The organism is Microbulbifer thermotolerans (assembly GCF_900112305.1).
Lineage (GTDB): Bacteria > Pseudomonadota > Gammaproteobacteria > Pseudomonadales > Cellvibrionaceae > Microbulbifer > Microbulbifer thermotolerans.
In genome coordinates, this window is the sequence record NZ_FOKT01000001.1 from 18,618 (window position 1) to 41,682 (window position 23,065).

Consider the following 23,065-nt stretch of genomic DNA (forward strand, 5'->3'; position numbering starts at 1 on the left):
AAAAGCGCTCGCCGCTTGCTTGTGAGTGGCCAGAGTATGAAATAGAATAAAATATTCCTAAAAATATTTATTTAAATAATGGATTATGTTTGTTATGAATGATCACCGTTCGCGCCACATCTTCTGCTCAATGGTATTGCTGGCCGTTCTGAGCCTGCTTTCCGCCTGCTCAGAAAAAGCGCCTTTGCCTCCCCAGGAATTAACCCTGCGGGAAAAAATTGCACAGAAAATCATGTTGGATATCCGCTACTTCTGTGCTGACAAAAGGACGGAAGAAGATGGTGAATGTCGCGAGCCGGTGACCGAGTTGCCGAAAGAACTGCGCCGCCTGATTGCGGACACTGGACTTGGCGGCGTTATTTTGTTTGCGGACAACCTGGAGCGCAGCGCGCAGATTGTCCGGCTCAACCACAGTCTGCAGGAAGCGGCGGCCAAGTCCCGCCCCGGTATACCACTGCTGATTGCCGTCGATCAGGAAGGTGGACGGGTCAATCGCCTGCCTCGCGCGGAGTTTCCGGCTTTCGCCGGCAATATGGCGATCGGTGCCACTTACGCGCAGCACGGAGATACTTACGCGCGCACTACCGCGGCGGCCATGGGGCGGCAGCTGAAATTGTTGGGCTTTAATGTCAATTTTGCGCCCGCGCTGGACGTCAACAGCAATCCGGATAATCCGGTTATCAATGTGCGCTCTTATTCCGAAAACCCCCAGGTGGTGGCGGACTTGGGCGCGGCGAGTGTCAGTGCTTTCCAGGGGGAAAAAATCGCCGCGGCAGTCAAGCATTTTCCCGGCCACGGTGACACGGCGGTGGACAGTCACACCGGTTTGCCGACCGTGGAACGCACCGAAGCGCAGGCCCGAGCATTGGATCTGTTACCTTTTGCGCAAGTCATCAAACGCGCGGCGCCAGCGCTGGTGATGACCGCGCATATCCAGTATCCGGCTCTGGACAATTCGCAGCTGCAGACCCTCAGCGGTGAAACAATTCCCGTACCCGCGACCCTTTCCCGCGCGATTCTCACCGATCTTTTGCGCGGTGAGTTCGGTTACCGGGGCGTGGTGGTAACCGACGCTCTGGATATGGGAGGGATCAGCAACTACTTTTCCCCGGAAGATGCGGTAGTACACACCTTTGCCGCGGGTGCCGATATCGCATTGATGCCGATCAAGATCCGCAATCCACAGCAACTGAAGGATCTGTCCGCACTGATCGACCGGGTAGCCGCGGCGGTGGAGCGGGGAGCCCTCTCGTCAGAAGAAATGGATCTCTCTGTTGAGCGGATCTACGCACTGAAGGAGCGCTATGTGGACCCCGAGTGGATCGCCCGCAGCCCGCGGGAGAACATCCACTTGGCTGTGCAGGGCGTGTCGGATCCAACCGACGTGGAGCTCGCAGAGACCCTGGCGGCAGCGGCACTGAGCCCAATTTATCCCGCGGCCCCGGAGGCGTTGCCAATCGTGGATACCTCCACCGCGCGCATCCAGGTGATCGCGCCTTCGCAAGAGGTGGGCGAGGCGTTCAAGCTGGCATTGGCGAAAGTGAGTGAGTCCGATGTGGAAGTGCTCACGCCGCGCAATGCGCTATCCGTACTGCAGAATGATCCCGCGGACGTATTACTGGTGGCCAGTATCGCACCCCAGGAAAATGCCGTAGAGCGCGGCGGTGTGGATGATCTGGGGCGGCTGCGCCAGCCGCCACTGGCTATTGGCGAGCGCTATCGAATTTATCATGACAGCCTGCGCCTGGCCCGACAAAGGGGCAGCAAAACCGTGTTTATCAGTATGCGTTCCCCTTACGAGGCAGCGCGGTTCCAGGATGTGGCTGATCTGCAGATCGCCAGTTATGACTACAAAGGCTATATCGATAAAAACGGCGAGCTGCACGGTCCTGTTTACACCGCGCTCGCCCGCGCGCTGACCAGCCGTCAACTGCCGCCGGGGGTGTTGCCAGTCACTGTGCCGGACAATACGCGACAGGCGAGTTTGCCGTGACCCCTGAATGCGCGCCCCGACTTGAAAGATACTTGAAAGATACGTGGTGCCCCGCCCGATGCGCTGGTATCGGACCGGAGTGTGTCAGCGGAATGATCTCAACGAGGCCCCGGTCGGGGCCGCAATTCAGTGGGGTGTCGCAGCCGGTTCCAGCAATGCCTGGTAAACCGCGGACACCACTTCGCCATAGCGGCCGACGGCAAAAAAGTCGCCGATAAAGCGGCCGGCGTTTTGGCCGCTCAGGATCACTGGCGAGTGCTTCTTGTTGGTCAGTAGAACGATACCGAGATTGTAGGTGGGGTCTATAACCGTCAGTGTCCCCGTCCAGCCAGTGTGGCCGTATGCGTGTCGGCTGGCGTAAGCGCCGAACATCCACTGCATACTCGCATCGCCGTTTGTCCGCCAGCCGAGGGCAAAGGTGGGGTTTTTCTCGGATGGCTTGGTGAACCGTGCGATGGTGTCCCGGTCGAACAGCTGCTGTGCACCGTAGCCACCGCCATTGAGCATCACTTGTAACAAAACGGCCAGGTCGCCGGTGGTGGAGAAGAGGCCCGCATGCCCGGAGACGCCGCCCATGGCGTAAAACGCTTTTTCGTCGTGTACCTCGCCGCGCAGGGTATAAGTGCGGATGTTGGGGAATGCTATCGTGCCGCCACGGGTGTTGCCCATAAGTTCGGTTGCGGCGAAATCACTCGCTTGGAACCCTTTCTGCAGCGGGGTAAAAAGAGTGTTTTTTAGCCTCAGGGGTTTGTACAGCGTGTTTTCTACATAATCGTCGAGCCTCTGCCCGGTGATTCGCTCTACGATTAGACCCAGCAGCATATAGTCCATATCGCTGTAAACATTTTGGCTGCCGGGTTCATAGGCGAGTGGCGTTTTGCTCAAAAGAGCCAGGGTTTTGTTTCTGTCTTGGGAGTAAAGCGCTCCGCCGGCTTGAGGATCGTGAAATTTGGGGTCGGCCATAAAACCGGCGCTGTGGTGCAAAAGGTCGATAACCCGCAGCGTGTCCTTGCCCTTGATAGGGTCGCTGTCGGTGTCGCGGAACTCCGGCAGGTAGTGCTGTACTTGGGCCTGCAGGTCGAGTTTGCCCTCACTTACCAGTTTCTGCAAAGCGAAATTGGTCGCGTACATTTTTGTATTTGAAGCCAGATCGAACAGGGTGTCTGTCGTCATGGGCTGGAAGTGTTTCAGCGGTACCTGCCCGGAGAATTTTTGCCGGTAGCCATAACTGGTATTTTTGACAATTTTTCCATCCTTAATCACGAGCAGTACTGCGCCGGGAAAGCCCGCCGCGATATCCCGTTCGATCAGTGCATCGACCCGCGCCAGCCCTTGCCGTGAAAAACCGGCGTCCTCCGGCCTGTGTGCTTCCTGAAGTAACAGGAAGGGGGTTTTTGGTGATGAGGGTAGGGTGCTGCAACTGGCGGTGGATATGAGCAGTGTCACTGCCGCCAGCAGGCCAAGTGCACGGGTGGCGAGGTAGTGCATGGTGGTTCCTCTGTATTGGGGCCGCGGTGCTCTGCAGTGCCCGCCACGGCCCCAGAATCGGCCGGGAACGAATTACTCCGAGGGGCCTCTATTCTGGTTCAGCTTTTCCGGGAAATATTTTTCCAGCAGTGCGAGCAGAATGGCGCGTGTCTGGTCGTCAATTTTGCCGTCGACCTTCCAGGGGCGGAAATGGTACTGGAAGGCGCGGGTATAGATCGAGATATCTTCATCGGTGGCCGTTTCCGGATCAATGCCGTAGCCGTAGTCGGCGAGCCCCTGGGCAAAGTGGCGGCGGATGTTTTCGGGGGAGGCATCGCTGTCTCCGCGCAGCTTTTCCAGATAGCGGACAACGGTATCGTCGTCATACCAGGCGCCGATCCCCGCCGCGGCCAGTTGCGCCCAGGGGAAGCGGGGGCCCGGGTCGACCTTGTTGTAGGGGCGGATGTCGGAGTGGCCTATAACCCGGGTCGGGGTGATTTCCGGGTAGCGCGCGAGAATGTCCTTGGCAAGCGCGATCACCAGTGCGATCTGTTCATCGTCGAACTCCGGGAAAAAGCACACCTCCTCTCCGGCTTTTTGCGGAACGGTTTCCACCGGCGGATGGCAGTGGGCCCGGTTGACAATTTCAATGCCGATAGACTGGTCGTTTACCTGGATGCGGTCCTCCCATGTTCCCGCGCCCGCATGCCAGGCGCGCCGGCTCTCGTCGACGAGCTGATAGACGCGCAGATCCGAGTTGGCGTAGCTGGGGTCGCCGTGCTCCGGGATGAGATAGTGGGCGCTGACCGGGTAGGGGCTGGGTTCAGTGAGCAGTTCCAGCGACCTGCCGAAATCCGAGCTGGTGTAATGCATGACCAGAAAACGCACGCGCTCGCTGGCATTTTGTGACCGCACTGTCTCCACGGGAAAATCCCCCTGAGTAGTGTTCTGAAAGCCACTGCCGGCACAAGCGGTGAGGGCCAGAGGACAGAGCGCTGCGAGCAGTGTTTTCCATCTTTTCCCGGGTGTGCTGGCGGTTGGCATTTTGGAGACTCCTTTGGTTGTTTGATCGGGAATGGGGTGCACCTTGGTGCCCGGCGCGGCCAGGGGGACTGGCGATTGTGAATTCCTCCGCGCCCCATCTTGTATTCGCCGCTGGGGAACCTCTGATAATTTCGTTTTTTGACGCTGAAGTGTCGTGGCGAAATCGTCAGCGGTTTCCTAGTTAAACATAAATAATTCTATTTGGTCTATATCTGGTAAAATAATTTATTCTTTTGCGGCGTGAGCTTGTGTCCGCACATTGAAATCCCGATACCGATAAAGGTGCGCTGATGGTTTTTATTCGGAAACTTTTTTCTCTGGTCTCACTGTGGCTTCTGCCCGCCGCGGCGCTCCTGGCGGACAGCGCCTTGCGGGTCGGTGCGGAACAGCCGCAGAAGTATCTCCCGTTGCTTCAAGACAGCCGCGTGGGGCTGATTGTCAATCAGACGTCCCGTGTGGGGGGGCAGCATCTGATTGACTACCTGCGTCAACGGGAGGTCGATATTGCGCGCATATTCGCCCTGGAACACGGTATCCGCGGCGATGTCGAGAACGGCGGGCAGGTGGATGACGGCGTGGACACTGCCACTGGGGTGCCGATCGTGTCGCTGTACGGTGGCAATCACAAACCTGCGCCCGAAGCGGTGCGGGACCTCGACTGGCTGCTGTTTGATATCCAGGATGTGGGGGTGCGCTTCTACACCTATATCAGCTCTCTGCACTACTTGATGCAGGCCTGCGCCGACTATGGTGTGCCGCTGATGGTGCTCGACCGCCCCAATCCTAACGGGGATTATGTGGATGGCCCCGTGCTGCGGAAGGAGTTTCGCAGCTTTGTCGGTATGCACCCAATACCTCTGGTACACGGCCTCACGGTGGGAGAGCTGGCGCGTATGATCAATGGTGAAGGCTGGCTCGACGGCGGTGCCCGCTGTGATCTGACGGTGATTCCCGTGGCCGGTTACCACAAACAAATGCGCTATTCACTGCCGGTCAGGCCCTCCCCGAATCTGCCCAATGACCGCGCCATCCGTCTCTACCCATCGCTGGCATTGTTCGAGGGTACGGCGGTCAGTATCGGTCGCGGAACCCCATATCCATTCCAGGTGATCGGACACCCGGCTGACCGCAGCGGAGAATTTTCCTTTACTCCGGTACCGGTACCCGGGGCCAGCGAGAATCCCAAGCACCGGGGGCGCTTGTTGCGCGGGGATGATCTGCGTAACAGCGGTGGCGGGGATCGCTTTACGCTCGCCTATCTGATCGACTGGCAGCGGCGCAGCGGGGAATCCGGCGAGGCGTTTTTCTCCCGTGCCGCTTTCTTCGACAAGCTGGCGGGCACCGATGCGCTCAGGATCGCGCTGCTTGAGGGGAAATCGGAAGAGGCGATTCGCCGCAGCTGGCAAGCGGAATTGCAGCAGTACTTAAAGCGGCGCAGCCCCTATCTGCTTTATCCGGAATAGCCAATCCCATTGCATGAGCGCCCCGAAGCCAACGATTGCGCTCATGCAAGTAAATCAGAGGTTCCTCAGCGTTTTGCCACGCTCCGTTTGGAACCCTCCACTTGCTGTAAAGCGAGGCGCAGAAATCCGTTGGCCTGCGCCAGCGCTGCTTCAGCTGCGCTGCTGTCCAGACCACTGAGAATCACCATAATGGCCAGTTTGGCGTTGTGATCGCACTGGTTGAGAACCCGGTCGGCCTCTTCCAGAGAGACCCCGGTCGCTTCCATGACAATACGCCGGGTGCGACCGCGCAACTTGGCGTTGGTGGCTTTTACATCCACCATCAGGTTGTAGAAGCTCTTGCCGAGCCGGATCATGCTGGCGGTGGTCAGCATATTGAGCACCAATTTTTGTGCGGTGCCCGCTTTCATCCGTGTGGAGCCAGTGAGAATTTCGGGGCCCACTTGCGGCAGTATTTTGATGTCCGCTTCCTCGGCAATGGCAGCGGTGGCATTGCAGGAGAGGGCTACGGTGGTGCAACCGGTTTCGCGCGCGTAGCGCAGGCCGCCAATCACATAGGGAGTCCGCCCGCTTGCCGCAATGCCCACCACCACATCTTTACTGCTGAGGTCGATGCCCTTGAGATCGCGCTCGCCGAGGGCGGGGTTGTCCTCCGCTCCTTCCTGGGCGCGGTAAACAGCCTGTTCGCCGCCAGCGATAAGCGCGACAACCATCCCTTCCTCTACACCGTACGTCGGCGGGCACTCGGCGGCGTCCAGTATGCCGAGGCGGCCACTGGTGCCCGCGCCCATATAGACGAGGCGGCCGCCCTTCTTAAAGGCGTCGACAATGGCGTCTACCGCCTGTGCAATCTGTGGCAGAACCCGGTGCACTGCCAGCGGCACCTCCCGGTCGGCGGTATTGATTTTTTCCAGAATTGCCTCGGTGGGCAGCAGGTCGATATCCCGGGTATCCGGGTTGCTCGCCTCGCTGGTAAGACGGCTCAATTCCTGAATAAGATCTCGGTACATATTTGATTGATCCAAAATAAGAAAACCGAACAGTGGTTTCGGTTGGCTACTTTTCGCCGGACGCTTTGTCAGGCGTATTCCATATGCCGCTGCGCAAGGGCACAGGCCCCATCGAGGGAAGTTCCCTTTGGCGGTACCAGTCGCGCTCTCAGGTCATCGGACAGAAACGGGCGCATCTTGTCAGCCAGGCCTCCGAGCAGCGTGATCGGGAGTTCGTCGTCGTCGCTGGCGGCGCGAATGAGGCGCTCTAGGTCAACGGCGGTCTTGCGGACGATTTTCTGCGCCAGTTGGCAGTGGGGCAGGTGTTCGAACACCACCGGAGCCAGGGCGGCGTACTCCCGTGAGCCGGCGCGCTGCAGCCAGGGCAGGATCGAGGCGCGCTGGCTGCCGACCTGTTGCATGATATGGCGGCACAGGTCACTTTTCGCATCGCCGTGCAAATCCAATTCCCACAATAGGCTGCGCACTGCGCTTTTCCCAATGGCCGCGCCGCTGCCCTCGTCCCCGACAGCCAGGCCCCAGCCGCCGAACTGGCGGATGCCGCCGTCTTTGTTCAGGCGCATGGCCACAGAACCGGTGCCGATGGCGACCATGACAATGGGCTCACCTGCGCCCGCACCGAGCAGGGAAGTCTGCGCATCGGAAGTAACGATGACACTGGCGAATCCCAGGGATTCTAGCCGGCCTTTGAGTTGCGCGGCGGCGGCCGGATTGCCTGCACCGGCCACCCCGCAGGCAATGGATACCTGCTCGGGCGCGGCGCCGCGCCGGGTCAACAGCTCCCGGCACAGGTCGAGAATATTGGCAATGGCACCGGGCAGATCTTGACTCAGAGAGCTGGCACCGGAGCGGATTTCCAGGGGCATGGCATCGCCGCCGCCGAAGCGGGCCAGGGTTTTGGTGGCGCCGCCATCTATCCCGATAAAGTATCCGGTCATGCGCCGGCCTCCTCCTGCGGCTCGCCGGCCATCTCGGGCTCAGGAGAGCCCAGGCAGCAGACGGCGAAGGAAATGGCCGCACCTAGGCACAGTTGCCATGTGAACGCCATAGCGGCAGGGGGTTCCGCACCGGTGAGCGCGCTGATTATCCAGGGCTGTTGTACCAGGGTGACAAGGAATCCCGCTGCCAGCGCGAAGGTGACGCTGGTGCTGTTGCCGCGTTTGGTAAAGAGCACAGTGAAGAACACGCCCAGCAGGCCGGAGTAGGCAAACACCATCACCGACAGGGCAAAAGTGATCAAAGGCAGGTCACTGTATTGTTGCCAGTAATAGCACAGCACAGCCATACCGCCGAGGGCGAGCGCCAGTAAGGCCATGGACATACGCCCGGCAAAAACAAAGTGGCGCTCACTTTTTTTGATGCCGCGTTTTTTCAACCAGCCGCGGTAGAGATCCTCGGTCAGTACGCTGGCCATGGAATTGAGGCTGGAATTTAGTGTGGAGAGGGCCGCGGCCACAACGCCGATGGTGACTAATCCGCGCAACCCTTGGGGCATTTCGTTGAGCACATAGTGCATAAAAACAGTGACGTCGCTGCCGCTGGGTGGCGTCGCTGATACACCGCCCATCAGGTCCGGGCGCTGGTAGAAGATAAAGAGCAGCATACCGATAGCCATAAAAACAGCCATCACCGGAATAACCATTACCACCGAAAGAAGCATGGCTCTGGCGCCTTCTCCGGGGGTCTTGCAGGTAAGTAGGCGCTGGCTGGCATCTTGATCCAGTCCCAGTGTGGCGAAGTGCAGTAAGACAAAGCCGGTCAGAATGGACCAGACGTTGAAGGGATCGCTGAAATCCCAGTGCCAGTCGACCAGTTCCAGCTTGGAGGCCTGGCCCTGCGCGGGGTTCTGCAATGCCGAGAGTATTTGCGGCAAATCCGCGGGGATTTGCCAGAGTAGCACGGACATCACCACAATGGCCGCACCCACGTAAATCGCGCACTGCAGCGCATCGCTCTGGATCACTGACCGCACACCGCCGAGAAAAGTCTGCAACAGCCCCGCCAGGCTCAGGATCAGCACCGCGAGCACTACGTGACCGGCATCAATATCGTTGAACAGGATCATCGACACGGCGATGGCAGCCATATAGAGTCGGGCGCCACTGGCGAAAACACGCCCGATTAAGTACATAGCTCCGGCTTGCTGCTTGGCACTTTCGCCAAAACGGAATTGCAGCAATTCGTACACCGTTGTTACCCGCAGGGCGTAAAAGCGGGGGATTAGTAAGCGGGCCGCGGCAAAGGCCGCGAGTACCGCGCCCAGGTTGGTAAACAGATAACTCAGATCTCCGCTGTAGCCGAGGTCGGGGCCGCCGAGAAAGGTGGCCGCTGACTGGGTGGTGGCAAGGGTGGAAATGGCTACCATCCATACCGGCATGGAATTATGTGCAAGAAAATAGTCGCGGCTGTCGGACGTTTTCTTGCGGCTGAAATAGTAGCCACTGGCGGCCAGTAATCCGGCGTAGAGGGCGAAAATCACCCAGTCGAGAGTGGTGAGTTGCAATTCCATTAAAGGGAGGTCCTGAGTGCGCTTTCCTGTGGTGATTCGGAATCGGCCACGGATTATTTTACTGATTTATTCCTAAAAATTCTTGCTATTGTTATCATTTATTCCTCGGCAGGTCAAAGAGTTTGCGCTCGGTCACCTCTGGCCCGCAACAGCTTTGCTGACCACGGGAACTGTTTTTGGGGAGGGGATTATGGGAGCGATTGCTCAGATTCGGGCGATGCGCGGCTCTATGTCAAATCACGAGCGGCGCATAGCGGACTACATTCTGGCCAATATCGAAGGGGTGCGCAGCTTATCTTCGAAAAATCTGGCTGACCAAGTCGGGGTCTCGCAGTCCAGTGTGGTTAAGTTCAGCCAGAAACTCGGCTTTCGCGGTTATACGGATCTCAAATTGTCGCTCACCGAAGCACTGGCGCGGACATCGCTGCTGCCCAAAGCCATCCACGGCGACATCGCTGTGGACGATCAGCTCGGAACGGTGGCGCAGAAGCTGATTGCCCGCAAAACGGTATCCCTGAATGAGACCCTGGCTGTCAATCGGGAGGCGCTGTTGCTGGAGAGCGTCAATCTGCTCGCCGAGGCGGACAGAATCGTTCTGGCGGGCGTCGGTGCCTCGTCCCTGGTGGCCAAGGATTTCGCCTTCAAACTGATGAAACTGGGCAAGTCAGTCCTGGCCGAAAGCGATACACATGTACAGGTTGCGAATGCCGCGACTTTGGGGAAGGGCGACCTCGTCTTCGCGATTTCCGAATCCGGCTTGACCCGGGAGGTGATCCGGGTGGCGGAAACCGGATTAAAGCGGGGGGCGGAGGTGGTTTCTCTCACCCGCTTTTCACGCAATCCTCTGGTGGATATCGCCCGGGTCAATCTGTATTGCGTGGCCGATGAGGCGGGAGCGCGCAGTTCCTCGATATTGGCGCGAACCGCCCAGCATATGGTGACGGATCTGCTGTTTATCCTCGTATCGCAGCGGGATGAGCGGGCGAAAGATCTGTTCGAGCGCAGCCGAGAAGCCGTGGAGGTACTGAGGCGCTGATACGCCGCTATTCTCTTTCCCCGGCGGTGCCCGTGCACTTGCTGCTTCCCTGAGCTGTGGAGGCACGGGTAAACCCTGCGCGAAACCGCGATCGCCCCCCGGCTGGTGCGCCCCAAACCAGTGGCGACCCTCGTGCAGGGTCATGCGAATTTCTCAGGGCTTTCCTATACCATAAGTAGCCTTTGAAACTTGCCCGTTGCGCCTGAATGAAAAGAAAAGGGGGCCCGACTTGCACAACTTCTGGCTCGCAGAAATCCTGCTCGCCCTGGCCGCCGCGCTGGTCGCCAATCAATACTGGGTCATCGACCGCGAGCACAGCCGGCCCCCGGCACTGCTGATTGTTGCCGCTTTGGTTTGTCTGTCTCTGGCCGCTGGCGTCGGCGCTTACCGCTACGGCATAGATCCCGGAATCACACAATTGCACCGCGTCCTATCGCAATTGTCCGCTTATGTCACCTTTCCGCTGATTGGCCTCGGACTTCTGTGGGGGCGCCTGGGGCTGCCGAAGGCCCGCGGTAAGCGCGCGCCGGCCTATGGGGTTTTGGTACTTGTGGTGGGATCCGCGCTGATTGTGGCGGAAGCCGGGTCACTGCCGCCGCGGCTGGTGGGCAGCCTGTTTTCCGCGCTTGGCCTGACCCTCTGGCTGCTGGTGGCGGTATGGGAGCTGATTTTCCCGCGCAGCTTGCGGCGGCCACTGGCTTTGATTCTTATCTCGGGTGCGTTACTGGTCATTCTGGCCGGGGCAGTAGTTGGAACCGATGCGACACGCGTCCTGGGGGTTGCCCGCATGAACTGGTTCCATCTCTGTCTGGCTGCGGGTGCGTTGGCGTTACTCTGTGCCCGCCCAATCTTTATCTGTGGGAGAAGTGAAAGTGAGTGAACGATTGCAAGCGGACTGGCTCAGCCGCACCGACAGCGGTGCGCTCTATGGCGAGCCGGGCCTGGAATTGCTAAAGGTGCAGACGCGCCTGTGCCGGGCGGTAATCGCAGTACAGGGTGCGCAGCTGCTGGAATTCCAGGCTCAGGGCCGCGAGCCGCTGCTGTGGCTCAGCCCCCGGGCGCAGTTTCGGGAGGGCAAGCCGGTGCGCGGCGGTATCCCCCTGTGTATGCCGTGGTTTGGTGTCAACCGGCGGGATCCAGCCAAACCCAAGCACGGGCTGGTGCGCAACGCCCCCTGGCAGCTGTCGGGAGCGCGGGCGCTGCCGGATGGCGAAGTTGAGTTGGTGTTCACTTACGATCACGCTGGTAACGTACTGTTCAGTACGCCCTTTTTCTGTGAGGTTACCATGGCCCTGGGGCGTGGGCTGCGATTGCAGCTGGCGTTGCAGAACCGAGGTGCCGAGCGCACGGAATTCAGCTGGGCCTGGCACACTTATTTTCCGGTTGAAGAGTTGTGCAAAGTAGAAGTCCGCGGGCTGGAGGGTTGCGAATATCTGGATAACACCCGCGATCTACAGCGGTTTACTCAGGAGGGAGCACTCACTTTCTCCGGCGAAGTGGACCGTATTTACGAACAAGCGCCGGAACGGCAGCAGATTCTCACCCGTGCCCCGATCGAGGCGCGCAGTGAAAATTGCCACAGTGTGATCTGTTGGAATCCGGGGGCGGAGATGGCCGAGACCCTGGAGGATGTGGGCGAGCATTACCGGGAATATGTCTGTGTGGAACACGGCAATGCCTTTTCCCACAGCTGGCAGTTGGAACCCGGGGCCATGGCGCGGGCGTCGCTGCACCTGCAGCGTTAGGGCAGCGATAAATGCGCGCGGACGCTGTGGTGGATTCCGCAAATGCATGGATACATCCCTGTATCCGCGGCGTTTGGAAAATCAGAAAAAAGTGTGGCTGTCATCGGGAAAGACGCCGCTCTTGACGTCTTCGGCGTATTTGCGCAATGCGCTGGGAATATCGCCCGCTTCCTTGAGGAAATTCTTGGAAAACTTGGGCGGTTGCTCGGTAAGGCCGAGAATGTCATTAATCACCAGAACCTGGGCGTCGGTGTCCCTGCCAGCACCTATGCCGATAGTGGGCATGGAAACCGATTCGGTAATACGCTTGGCCAGCGCCGCCGGCACACACTCCAGTACCAGCAGATCCGCACCCGCCTCGTCTAGCTGCGCGGCGTCATCGAGGAGCTGTCCGGCCGTGTCTTCGTCGCGCCCCTGTACGCGGTAGCCGCCCAGTTTGTGTACCGACTGGGGTGTTAGACCCAGGTGTCCGCACACCGGGATACCGCGGTCGGTGAGCATTTTCACGGTTTCCGCCAGCCAGGCTCCACCCTCGATTTTCACCATGTGTGCGCCCGCCTGCATAATGCGGGTAGCGTTGACCAGCGCCTGCTCTGGCGTGGCGTAAGTCATAAACGGCATATCCCCCATGATTAGGGATTTTTTGTTGCCGCGCGCCACCGCTTCCACGTGATAGATCATCTGCTCCATGGTGACCGGAATAGTGCTGTCATAGCCGAGCACTGTCATGCCGAGTGAGTCGCCCACCAACAGAGCTTCCACACCCGTGCGCTGCGCCATGGCGGCCATGGGCGCATCGTAGAGAGAGACCGTAATAAATTTTTCTCCGTCCGCTTTCATCTTGCGGAGCGTTTGTACGGTAATCGGTTTTTCCAGTTCTGTTGCTGCGTACATTTCAGTATCCCGGGTTGTAATAGTGGCGGCCGCTGGTGATGGTGAGCATATATTCCACTAGCTGGCGGTAGTCTTCAGGGCGATCGACGATATCGATATCCGCGCTGTTGACGATCAGTAGCGGCGCCTGGTCATAGTAGTGGAAAAAGTTTGTGTAAGCTTCATTGAGAGAGGCCAGGTATTCGTTGCTGATCGCGCGCTCTGCGGCGATGCCCCGATTGCGGATGCGCTCTTGCAGAACATCGAGCGGCGCCTGCAGATAAACCACGAGATCCGGTTTGGGCGCCTGCAGTGTCAGATGCTGGTAGACCTGTTCGTAGAGCGCCAGCTCATCGGCATCCAGGGTGACTTCGGCAAACAGCTGGTCTTTGTCGATCAGGAAATCAGAAACGCGTACCGGTTTGAAAAGGTCGTCCTGGCGCAGTGCCTGTATTTGTTGCGAGCGCTGCAACAGAAAGTGAAGCTGGGTGGGCAGGGCGAAGCTTTTCGGGTCCTGGTAGAAGCGTTCGAGAAAGGGATTGTCTTGGGGCTGTTCGAGCAGTGTGTCGTAGTTAAAGGTCGCGGCCAGCTTTTTTGCCAGGGTGGTTTTACCCACGCCGATATTGCCTTCCACGGCAATAAACCTGGGTAGGGTTTTGCCGGTAATGACCGGCTCGTGAGGGTGGCTTTCGCCGCTGTCGATGACCACTGGGTAAACTCCTTTATTTTTTTCGCCGCCGCTGTTTCGCGGGGCCGGTGGCCGCGATGGGCGCTTGAACTGCCAGAGCAATGGCTCGCCGGCGGCGGCCGCCTCTGCAATCTTCACAAATCCCGGGTGTCAGATTTTCTCCAGGCGGTTAGGCGGACACCGTTGTAACAATGTCTGTATGGATTCTCCCGACGGCAGTTGCAGATCCGGCTCCAGTTCCGCTAAAGGCAGCAGCACGAAATTGCGCTCGGCCATGCGCGGGTGCGGGACCTGCAGACGCGGCTCGTCTATCCGCTGCGGGCCGAAGAGTAGTATATCCAAATCGAGAGTCCGGGCACCCCAGCGCACAGTGCGCTCGCGGCCCTGGGCATTTTCGATACGCTGCAATTGCTCGAGCAGTTGCAATGCCGCCAGTTCGGTTTCGAGCTCTGCCACGGCGTTGATATAGTCAGGCTGGTCGCCGGGCCCCACTGGCGCACTGCGGTAAAAACTGGAACAGCGCAACAGTTCTGTTTGTGGGATTTTGGCGATGGATGCCAGTGCATGGCGCAACTGCTGCACGGGCTCGGCGAGATTGCTGCCGAGCCCGATAAATACGCGTTCCATTTACTCTGCCGTCCTGGGGCGCCGGCGGCGTCCGCCCCGGGAGCCGCGCCTGCGTCGGCTACCGTTGCCGCGTTGCAATTTGCGTGTCATTTCCTGGCGCCCTTCTTCGTCGGCCTGCTGAAACGCAGCCCACCATTGGCCGAGGCCGGGGGCCAGTTCTCCGGATTCCTCCCGCAACAGCAGGAAGTCATAGGCGGCGCGGAAACGCGGATGTTCACTCAGGCGCTGGGCGCGGTTGCCGTTGCGCTGCGGCAGGCGCAGCTGCAAATCCCAGATTTCTCGCATCGGTATAGAGAAGCGCTTGGGGATGGCGGTGTGTGCCAGTTGCGAGCTGGTAACTTTTTGTGCGGCCTGGGCCAGGGCCGGCACTGGCGGCGTGCCCTGGCTTTCCAGGTGCTGCTGTTCCGCTATAACTGCGGGCCACAGTAGTGCCGCGTACAAAAAGGCGGGGGTAACGCGCAGGTCATCGCGGATACGCTGGTCAGTGTTGCGCAGTGCCAGACGGGTCAGCGCCAGCGCCACCGGGTCTTCCAGCAGAGCTGCGTTGTTCGGAAACAGGTGGTGCCACAACTGGTAGTGGTGGAGCAGTTCGAAGGTGCGCTCCCCATGGCCACTCATCAGTAGTTTGAGGACTTCGTCGAACAGCCGTGCGGGCGCGATATTGCGCAGTAGTGGTGCCAGATTTGCCAGTGGTGCGGCTGTTTTATCTTCGATCTTAAATTCCAGCTTGGCGGCGAAACGCACCGCGCGCAGCATTCGCACAGGGTCTTCTTTGTAACGGGTGGCGGGATCGCCGATGGTGCGAATTAGCCGTTCTTTGATGTCTTGTACACCGCCGGTGTAGTCGTGGATCGCGAAACCGTCGGTGGTGTAGTAGAGGGCGTTGATGGTGAAATCGCGGCGCATGGCGTCGCTTTCCAGGTCGCCGTAGACATTGTCGCGCAGCAACATGCCCTGCTCAGACTGCAGTGCCTCGTGTTCCTCGCCATCTTTGTGGTGACCGCGGAAGGTGGTGACTTCGATGACTTCGCGGCCGATGCGGGCGTGCAGTATACGGAAACGGCGGCCGACAATGCGCGAGCCGCGGAACAGCGCCTTGGCCTCTTCCGGGGTGGCATCGGTGGCGACGTCGAAATCTTTGGGATGCTTGCCCAGCAGCAGGTCGCGCACGCCGCCGCCCACAATATAGGCCTGGAAGCCGGCCTCCTGTAGGCGCTTCATCACCGTGAGGGCGGCGCGACTGATATCGCGGCGGGAGATATTATGGTCATTGCGGGCGATAACCCTCGGGCCCGGATTGGCCGGCTTGCGCCAGCGCTTGATACTTCTGATCAGGGTATTGAGCATACGGCTGTCTGTCTTGACTTCTGCCAAAGGCGTTTGGCTGGAAAGGCCCTGGCGCAATCCGATGACTTTGTGGTGTGGGTGCGGCAGGCCCAGGCGGGTCGCATTCTATCACAGGGACTGATGGAAGCTCAGGCACGACAGGACGCCCGCAAAGGCAGGGAGTGGCAATAGCTCGTGCCATACATAAGGAAAAGAGAAAGGAAGGGTGGGAATTATTCTTATTGGTTATGAAGGCAGCGGCTTCCTTGCGCTCTCAATTCGCTGTCTAGCGAACACCCTCTCCCAGGTACAATCAGTCAGTTTGTAACGCGCTTGTCGTTATTTTTGTTGTCTTCTGCTTATTTTTATTATTTATTGTTGTTTTCCTTTCGGTTTTGGTCCCTGTTTGCTTTTATTGTCGACCGCCCCGTTATTTTTATTGTGATTCGCCCGCTTATTGTAAGTAATTATTAAGGCTTAACAGGTTATTTATTTTTATTCTTGGCTGCTTTTCTTATTTTTACTAAGTAGAAAGCATTTAGTGTGCCAACTTTAAAAAGTCTTTATAAATCAATAAGTTACAAAATTTACATATTTTTTCACGCCGCAGCGGATAGATTTTGCGTTACGGATGTCGCCGAAGGTGTTACTTGGGTAGGGGTGGGGTAACACTCTCAGTGCGGGACAGACTTATCAGTCAGGACTTTGGTGCCGATGCGCCGGGGAAGGGACCTTGGTGTGTGCGATGCGCCCACAGGGGCGCAGAGTAAAAAAGTGGTGGTAGGTTGTTAGGAGGCTTCAGCGGTAGCGGCCCGGCGGGTTTTCTTGCGCGGTATGCCCAGCTTCTGGCGGCGTTCCCAGAGGCACTTGCGGCTGATACCCAATTTCTTTGCCAGCTCCGTCTCGCTCATGGTGTCCTGGTGCTCTATCACAAAGCGGGCGAAATAGTCTTCCAGGGACAGGTCTTCACGGGGGTCTGTGTGCAGGCTGCGCGGGCGCCGCTCCGGGTCTGCTTCTTCTATCGGCACGAGGTCGAGGTCGATATCCAGGGTGCGGTGGTCAATTTCTGTACTCTTGGCGTCGGTCAGGATCACCGCGCGCTGTATCGCATTCTCCAGTTCGCGCACATTGCCCGGCCAGGTGTAAGTGGTTACTGCCTGTACCGCTTCCGGTGACAATTTCAGGGCAGGGCGGTCCAGGCGGGCACAATACTTCTCTAGCAGGTGCTCTGCGATCGCCAGTACATCTTTGTCCCTTTCTCGCAGTGGGGCCAGTGTTACTTGCACCACATTGATGCGGTAGTAGAGGTCTTCGCGGAATTTGCGCTCGGCGGCCAGCTGGCGCAGGTTGCGGTGGGTGGCCGCAACCAACCGCACATCCACCTTGCGGGATTCCACCGCGCCGATGGGGCGCACCTCGCCTTCCTGCAGTACCCGCAGCAGGCGGGCCTGGGCTTCCAGGGGCAGCTCGCCGATTTCGTCAAGGAACAGGGTGCCGCCGTCGGCGGCGGCCACCAGCCCCTCGCGGGCGGTCTGGGCGCCGGTGAAGGCCCCTTTTTCGTGGCCGAACAGCTCCGCCTCGATCAGTGTCTCCGGAATCGCCGCACAGTTGACGGAGATGAGTGGCTTGTCGGCACGCCGGCTCTCCGCGTGGATAGCGCGGGCCACCAGCTCCTTGCCGGTGCCGGTTTCGCCGTGCACCAAAACGGTGGCATCGGTCGGCGCGACTTTGTGGATGCGGTCGTAGAGACCGCGCATTACCGCGCTGTCGCCGATCATGCCGGAGACAGTGCGGCCAGACGTTTTGTTTTCCGAAGCCTGGGCACGGTTCTGCTCGGCCTTGCCGATTACACGGCGCACGGTGGCGATCATCTCGTCGTGGTCAAAGGGCTTGGCGATGTAGTCCGTCGCGCCCATACGCATGGAGTCCACGGCGGATCTCAGGCTGGCGTAACTGGTCATAATCAGCACCGGCACGTCGCCTGCCACCTTCAGCAGGTCGGTGCCCGGGGCGCCGGGCAGGCGGAGGTCGGAGATAATCAGGTCGATTTCACTGAGGCGGTATTTGGTGGTCGCCTCGCGTACAGAACCGGCTTCGCTGACCTTGTAGCGGTGCCGCTCCAGCAGTTTGCGCAGCGCCGTTCGAATAATGGCTTCATCTTCGACGATCAGGATGTGGCTCATGTGTTACGCCTGGTTACAAAACGCTCAGGGGGGTTCTAGTTTTACCCGTGGGGCGTTTCTATGCAACCCATTAGGAGTGGTCACGGGAAAATCGATTCCGGGAAGAGGCTGGCTGAGCCCGGTTTAGCCGGGCTCTGGTGTCTCCTCTTGTGCCCGCTCTTGCATAGGCAAATGCACCACGAATTTCGCCCCGCGCCCCGTCTCCGGGTTTGCGGGACTCACCAGCTCCAGCTGGCCGCCGTGTTCCTCTACGATGCTGTAGACCATCGCCAGGCCCAGGCCGGTGCCCTCGCCGGGTTCCTTGGTGGTGAAGAAGGGCTCCAGGATGCGGTCCCTGTGCTCAGGGGGAATGCCGGGGCCGTCGTCGGTCACCGAGATCTTGACAGCGCCGCCCTCAACGCACCCGTCGATACGAATGTGGCCTCCATCGGCGCTGACGTCGCGGGCATTGCTGAGCAGGTTGATGAACACCTGGATCAGGCGCTGATTGTCACCGGGCGCCATCAGGTCCTCGGGCACTGCGTTGTCGAAAGTCACCTGGGCCTTGTCCCGCTGCAGGGACAGCAGTTGCACCGCCTCTTGCACGCAGGCGTGGAGATCCACAGGTGCGCGCTCGCCGACACTGTCGTGGCTGCCGCTGTGGGAGAAGTTCACCAGTGAGTGGACAATGCGGCTGATACGCTGAGTTTGGCTCAGTATCTGATCCGCGGTGTCGCGCACCGCGGGGCTGTCGGATTCGAACTGGAGGTTTTGTGCCAGGCAGGCAATGCCGGTCACCGGGTTGCCCACTTCGTGCGCCACACCGGCGGCGAGACGGCCCACCGAGGCCAGCCTTTCGCTGTGGATCAGCTCCTGTTCGAGAATTTGTGTCTCGGTGATGTCTTCGAGCAGCAGCATTTGTGCGTCTCCGCGTTCGCTGCGCGCCCGCCCGCCCCGGCCGCGCTTCTTACGGCGTGTTTTGTGCAGGTTCAGCCAATGGCTGTTGCCGTCGATGCTCACCTGTTGTTTGAAGCGGCTCGCATCGGTGGATTTGGCGAATTCGGTCAAAAGCGTGCGCCAGGGCTCGGCGAGGTATTCCAGCTTGGAGCCGAGCACCTCGCCGGCGGCGATGCCGGTCAGGTCGGCCATGGCGTAATTCCACAGCAGTATTTCGCCGTCGCGGCCCAGGGAACAGGCAGCGAGCGGCAGTTCTTCCAGCATCTGTCGGTGGTAGAGGCGCAGATTGTTCAGTTCCGCGGCCAGGCCGGTGAGCTGATTTTTGTAGCGGGATAGGCGGGTCTCTATCAGGTGGATGTCTTTATTGGCGGGCTGGCCGCTGTCCTTGAAGGGGAAGTGGCGGTCGATGATTTGTCCCGCCAGCACTCGCCCCAGCAGACCGGAAAGATTGGCTTCCAGTTTGTTGCGCAATTGGCGCAGAGCGTAGGGGCGGCGCTCGTCATCGGGCAGGTTGAGCTGGCGCAGGGCGCGGTTGACCTCCTGTGTGGCGGTGGCGGCACCGAGGCTCTCCGCCAGGCGCAAGCGGAAGTCCGCCGCGGACTCCACGTCCAGTTCCAGTCGCAGTGCCTGGGCCAGGGTGTCGTCGCTGCACAGGTCCGCCGCGTATTGCTCAAGACTGCTGCTGCGGGTGAGCAGGGACAGGCCGACAAACAGCAGCACATTCAGCGCCAGAGACAAGGTGGTGACCTGGGTCCAGATAGACATCCCCAGGGGCAGGCGCAGTTCGGTGCCGGGTAGGGTAATACTGTTGATACCGAAGATGGAGGGCAGTAGCAGACCGCCGGCCCAGATCAGCATGCCGGCCACCAGGCCGCCGATAAAGCCGCGCCGGTTGCCGCGTGGCCAGTGAATCACGGCGAATATCCCGGGCAGGAACTGCAGGGAGGCGATAAATGCCAGCAGTGCCAGATCGGAAAGCGACAGGCGATTGCCCAGCAGCAGATAGAAGCCGAACCCTGCCAGGAAAAGCGCTCCCACCAGTGAACGCCGCAACCACACCAGTTGGCGGTACATATTGTCTTCCGAGTGCCAGCGGGTGCCCGGCAGGAGCCACTGGTTCATCACCATGGTGGACAGCGCCAGGGTCATCATTACCAGGGCACCGGTGGCGGCGGAAAGGCCGCCGATAAACGCCAGAATCGTCAGCAGCGCAGAGTCGCTGGTGCGCGGCACCGCGAGCGCGAAGTACTGCACCGGCTCGGAGACACCGAGTGCGAATCCGGCCCACATAATGGGAAAGATCGGCAGTGCCATCAACAGCAGGAAGAGCGGGAAACCCCAGCTGGCGTGGCGGAGAGTCTGTGCTGTTGGCCGCTCCGCCACGCTCAGATAAAAGATGTGCGGCATGGCCACGGCAGTGGCGATAAATACCAGCAAAAGCGTGTGGGAGGACCCCTGTTGAATTGGAGTGTACAGCAGTTGCTGCATGTCGCTGTTGTGCGCCAGCCACTTGTCCAGCTCGCCGAAGCCGCCGAATACTCCGTAAATCGCGTAGGCCCCTACCGCCAGCAGTGCCACCACCTTGACCACCGATTCCAGCGCCATGGCGCTCACCAGTCCCGCGTGGCGGTCACGGGTGGTGCCGTACATGCTGGTGAAAACGGTCAGCAACACACAGTAGAGAAAGGCGATTAGGTTTTTGCTGGTAACGCCGCTTTCCGGCAACGCCAGGGCGGCGACACTGTCTTGCGACAGCAGTGCCAGTGTCTCTGACACCGCCTGTATTTGCAGTGCGATCAGGGGCAGGAGTGCCAGCAGCATAAACAGGGTGGAGAGGGTGCCCGCCAAGCGGCTGTGGTAACGGAATACGAGTAGGTCCGCAGGAGAGGTCAGTTGATAGCGCTGGCAAAGTCGCGCAAGGGGTTCCAGGGCCACCGGTGCAAAGAGGAACATCCCTCCGGTGCCCAGGTAGTAGGCCAGAACACCGTAGCCATACTGTCGGGCCAGGTCGACGATACCGTAGTAGGTCCAGGCGGACAGGGATACGCCGAGGGAGAGTACATACACCAGCGGGTGGCGCATCCAGTGCGAGGGCAGCCAGCCCTTGGAGGAAGCAAAGGCAACGAAAAACAAGGTGGCTATATAGACCACACCGATCAGGGCGATGTGCGCGATCTCAAAGCTCATCGGACTTGCGCCTCATCTGCACGACCACCGCCAGAAGAATCAAAATGAACCACAAAATAAAGGGGCGGTACCAGGCGCCGGAGGGGTTGATCATCCAGGTGAAAACGGTTGGCGAAAACACATAGCCCACCAGCACCAATAGGATTAACAGAGTGCGGTTGGTCATGGGATGCACCGGAACTGGATACACAGACACGGGGCCTCGGCGCTGGTCCAAAGCGGACGCGATTTGGCGAATGGGATGGCAATGCCAATCGTTGCCATAGGGCGCTGCTTCCTTCTGTCTGTTGAGGGCAGAAGATGTTAATGGGCGCCAGGTGTCGGAGTAAACCTGTGTTGGGCTTCTCTTCACTGCGCCAGGGCCTTTATCGCCGGAAAGCGATGGAATCAGGGGGGGGTGATTTGGCGGTTCCGCAAATCCACCTGATGGCGCTGCCAGCGGGCCGCGGCCCAGTGGAGGATGTGCTCCGGGCTTTCGCCTTCTATGCCTCGGGGTAGGTGGAAGCCGAGAAATGCCAGCGCCGCGCTCAGGTTGTCCGCTGCCTTGTGGTCGTCTATTGGCGGGGCATGGTTTTGTTTGCTGAGCTTCTGGAGACCTCCGGGGCCCATCACCAGGGGCAGGTGGCCGAATTGGGGTGGTGTGGCGCCGAGTAGGCGGAACAAGCGCTGCTGGGCGCCAGTGGTGTCGAGCAGGTCTGCACCGCGCACCACGTGAGTCACCCCCTGATCGATATCGTCCGCTACCACTGCCAGCTGGTAGGCGTAGAGGCCGTCGCGGCGCTTGAGAATGGTGTCTTCGCGTATCTGTTGGCGCAATTGACCGCGCCAGATATCGTGAAACTGTTCCTCGCCGCCGGCGCACACAAGGCGCAGGGCGGCTGGACTGGAACCGCCGCAGCGCGCGCGGCAGCCACTGTTGTCGTGACCGCCATTGCGGCGTATCTGACTGCGAGAGCAGTGGCAGGGGTAGAGGAGCTTCCGCGTCCTGAGCTCCGTCAGTATCTCTTCGTAGAGTGCGTGGCGGCGGCTCTGCCATTGGAGTGGGCCGTGCCAGTGCAGTCCATGGGCTTCCAGGGAGTGCAGAATACGCTCCGCCGCGCCGGGTTCTTCCCGCGGTGGGTCCAGGTCTTCCATTCGCACCAGCCACCGACCGCCGTGGGCAATGGCATCCAGGTAGCTGCCCAGGGCGCAGACCAGAGAGCCGAAGTGCAGCGGTCCGGTTGGAGAGGGTGCGAAACGGCCGATGTAGGTGGGGGCGTTCAAGTGTGGCGCAGTGATGAGTTGACTAAGGGTGGGAGTGTGGTCCTCGGTGAAGGGATTGGATTGCAGGCCTCCCGGGGCTATGTCCAGCCCCGGGGCCGGGCCTATCCTCCGGGATTACCCGGAAATCTGCTTCTCCTTTATTTCCGCCAGGGTCTTGCAGTCCACGCACAGGGTAGCTGTGGGACGCGCTTCCAGGCGGCGGATGCCGATCTCCACGCCGCAGGCCTCGCAGAAACCGTACTCGTCCTGATCGATCAGTTCGAGCGTGGCGTCGATCTTTTTGATCAGCTTGCGCTCGCGGTCGCGGGTGCGGAGTTCCAGGCTGAACTCTTCTTCCTGGCTGGCACGGTCGGCCGGGTCCGGGAAGTTGGCAGCCTCGTCTTTCATGTGGGAAACGGTGCGGTCCACTTCCGCCATCAATTCTGCTTTCCAGGCCAAGAGCAAATTGCGGAAATGCTCCTGCTGCTTCTCGTTCATATACTCTTCGCCTTTAGTCTCTTTATAAGGCTCCAAGCCGTGCAGAGAATCGGGGTTCGCAGCAGTTCTGGGCATAGTCGTTGCCTCTCTTTACTATTCGGGCCCTCGTTTATGGGGGCTCTACCAGCATATTCAATCTAGCCTAGTCCGCAATCGTCCGGGGTGTGTACTTTTTAACCCCTTCAACCGGAGCACGATGGCAGGCTATTCCTTTTCTGGTGCCAGTGGCCCTGGCGAC

The 23,065-nt window shown here is 59.6% G+C and carries 19 protein-coding genes; 5 read left to right on the top strand and 14 right to left on the bottom strand.

Annotated elements, in window-relative coordinates; genetic code table 11:
* Window positions 1-94: 94 nt before the first annotated feature.
* Entirely contained in the window at window positions 95-1,993 is a 1,899-nt protein-coding gene (locus tag BM155_RS00070; protein ID WP_175487721.1) for a glycoside hydrolase family 3 protein, read from the top strand.
* 126 nt (window positions 1,994-2,119) lie between these two features.
* On the opposite strand, the gene pbp4b is transcribed toward BM155_RS00070, so the two are convergent.
* Window positions 2,120-3,481 carry a penicillin binding protein PBP4B gene (gene pbp4b, locus BM155_RS00075; protein WP_074900378.1) on the bottom strand — a complete coding sequence of 454 codons (1,362 nt, stop codon included), beginning with the start codon at window positions 3,479-3,481 and terminating at the stop codon, window positions 2,120-2,122.
* Between the two features lie 72 nt (window positions 3,482-3,553).
* The gene (locus BM155_RS00080) at window positions 3,554-4,504 is read right to left on the bottom strand and encodes an N-acetylmuramoyl-L-alanine amidase (protein WP_067151857.1); all 951 of its coding nucleotides are present in this window, start codon (window positions 4,502-4,504) and stop codon (window positions 3,554-3,556) included.
* 290 nt (window positions 4,505-4,794) lie between these two features.
* Between BM155_RS00080 and BM155_RS00085 the strand changes: the two genes are divergently transcribed.
* On the top strand, window positions 4,795-5,967 hold the full coding sequence (locus BM155_RS00085) for an exo-beta-N-acetylmuramidase NamZ family protein (RefSeq protein WP_067151860.1): 1,173 nt from the start codon (window positions 4,795-4,797) through the stop codon (window positions 5,965-5,967).
* A gap of 65 nt (window positions 5,968-6,032) precedes the next feature.
* Here BM155_RS00085 and murQ read toward each other — a convergent pair whose 3' ends face one another.
* From murQ to BM155_RS00100, 3 genes are all read right to left on the bottom strand, one after another.
* Window positions 6,033-6,977, bottom strand: coding sequence for an N-acetylmuramic acid 6-phosphate etherase (gene murQ, locus BM155_RS00090; RefSeq protein WP_067157402.1), 945 nt, complete (start codon window positions 6,975-6,977; stop codon window positions 6,033-6,035).
* 68 nt (window positions 6,978-7,045) lie between these two features.
* A complete protein-coding gene (locus tag BM155_RS00095) occupies window positions 7,046-7,915 on the bottom strand; it encodes a glucosamine kinase nucleotide-binding domain-containing protein (RefSeq protein ID WP_067151864.1) in 870 nt (289 codons plus the stop codon).
* Complete coding sequence (locus tag BM155_RS00100; RefSeq protein ID WP_074900380.1) at window positions 7,912-9,486, bottom strand: sodium:solute symporter; 1,575 nt, start codon at window positions 9,484-9,486, stop codon at window positions 7,912-7,914. Before BM155_RS00100 ends, BM155_RS00095 begins: the two co-directional genes overlap by 4 nt.
* A gap of 190 nt (window positions 9,487-9,676) precedes the next feature.
* Here BM155_RS00100 and BM155_RS00105 point away from each other — a divergent pair, with 190 nt between their 5' ends.
* The 3 genes from BM155_RS00105 to BM155_RS00115 all read left to right on the top strand — a co-directional run bounded on the left by BM155_RS00105 (window position 9,677) and on the right by BM155_RS00115 (window position 12,267).
* Window positions 9,677-10,522 (top strand): SIS domain-containing protein, encoded by an 846-nt coding sequence (locus tag BM155_RS00105; protein ID WP_067157405.1) that lies wholly within the window; start codon window positions 9,677-9,679, stop codon window positions 10,520-10,522.
* 229 nt (window positions 10,523-10,751) lie between these two features.
* Window positions 10,752-11,402 carry a hypothetical protein gene (locus tag BM155_RS16860; RefSeq protein WP_074900383.1) on the top strand — a complete coding sequence of 217 codons (651 nt, stop codon included), beginning with the start codon at window positions 10,752-10,754 and terminating at the stop codon, window positions 11,400-11,402.
* Window positions 11,395-12,267 (top strand): D-hexose-6-phosphate mutarotase, encoded by an 873-nt coding sequence (locus BM155_RS00115; RefSeq protein WP_067151874.1) that lies wholly within the window; start codon window positions 11,395-11,397, stop codon window positions 12,265-12,267. The genes BM155_RS16860 and BM155_RS00115 overlap by 8 nt, the downstream gene beginning before the upstream one ends.
* An 81-nt stretch (window positions 12,268-12,348) precedes the next feature.
* Here the strand turns inward: BM155_RS00115 and panB are convergent, their stop codons facing one another.
* From panB to dksA, 9 genes are all read right to left on the bottom strand, one after another.
* Window positions 12,349-13,161 (bottom strand): 3-methyl-2-oxobutanoate hydroxymethyltransferase, encoded by an 813-nt coding sequence (panB, locus tag BM155_RS00120; RefSeq protein ID WP_067151876.1) that lies wholly within the window; start codon window positions 13,159-13,161, stop codon window positions 12,349-12,351.
* A gap of 1 nt (window position 13,162) precedes the next feature.
* Window positions 13,163-13,849, bottom strand: a complete 687-nt coding sequence (locus BM155_RS00125) for a deoxynucleoside kinase (RefSeq protein ID WP_067157408.1) — start codon at window positions 13,847-13,849, stop codon at window positions 13,163-13,165.
* A 129-nt stretch (window positions 13,850-13,978) separates the two neighbouring features.
* Complete coding sequence (gene folK / locus BM155_RS00130; RefSeq protein ID WP_074900391.1) at window positions 13,979-14,455, bottom strand: 2-amino-4-hydroxy-6-hydroxymethyldihydropteridine diphosphokinase; 477 nt, start codon at window positions 14,453-14,455, stop codon at window positions 13,979-13,981.
* The gene (pcnB, locus tag BM155_RS00135; protein WP_067157411.1) at window positions 14,456-15,802 is read right to left on the bottom strand and encodes a polynucleotide adenylyltransferase PcnB; all 1,347 of its coding nucleotides are present in this window, start codon (window positions 15,800-15,802) and stop codon (window positions 14,456-14,458) included.
* Between the two features lie 767 nt (window positions 15,803-16,569).
* A complete protein-coding gene (locus tag BM155_RS00140; RefSeq protein ID WP_074900394.1) occupies window positions 16,570-17,964 on the bottom strand; it encodes a sigma-54-dependent transcriptional regulator in 1,395 nt (464 codons plus the stop codon).
* 123 nt (window positions 17,965-18,087) lie between these two features.
* Window positions 18,088-21,087 (bottom strand): ATP-binding protein, encoded by a 3,000-nt coding sequence (locus BM155_RS00145; RefSeq protein ID WP_067151885.1) that lies wholly within the window; start codon window positions 21,085-21,087, stop codon window positions 18,088-18,090.
* A complete protein-coding gene (locus BM155_RS17245) occupies window positions 21,077-21,253 on the bottom strand; it encodes a hypothetical protein (RefSeq protein WP_175487722.1) in 177 nt (58 codons plus the stop codon). The genes BM155_RS00145 and BM155_RS17245 overlap by 11 nt, the downstream gene beginning before the upstream one ends.
* A 221-nt stretch (window positions 21,254-21,474) precedes the next feature.
* Window positions 21,475-22,350 carry a tRNA glutamyl-Q(34) synthetase GluQRS gene (gene gluQRS, locus BM155_RS00150; RefSeq protein ID WP_074900396.1) on the bottom strand — a complete coding sequence of 292 codons (876 nt, stop codon included), beginning with the start codon at window positions 22,348-22,350 and terminating at the stop codon, window positions 21,475-21,477.
* Between the two features lie 114 nt (window positions 22,351-22,464).
* Window positions 22,465-22,902: an RNA polymerase-binding protein DksA gene (dksA, locus tag BM155_RS00155; RefSeq protein ID WP_067151890.1), complete on the bottom strand. Its 438-nt coding sequence runs from the start codon at window positions 22,900-22,902 to the stop codon at window positions 22,465-22,467.
* Window positions 22,903-23,065 lie beyond the last annotated feature (163 nt).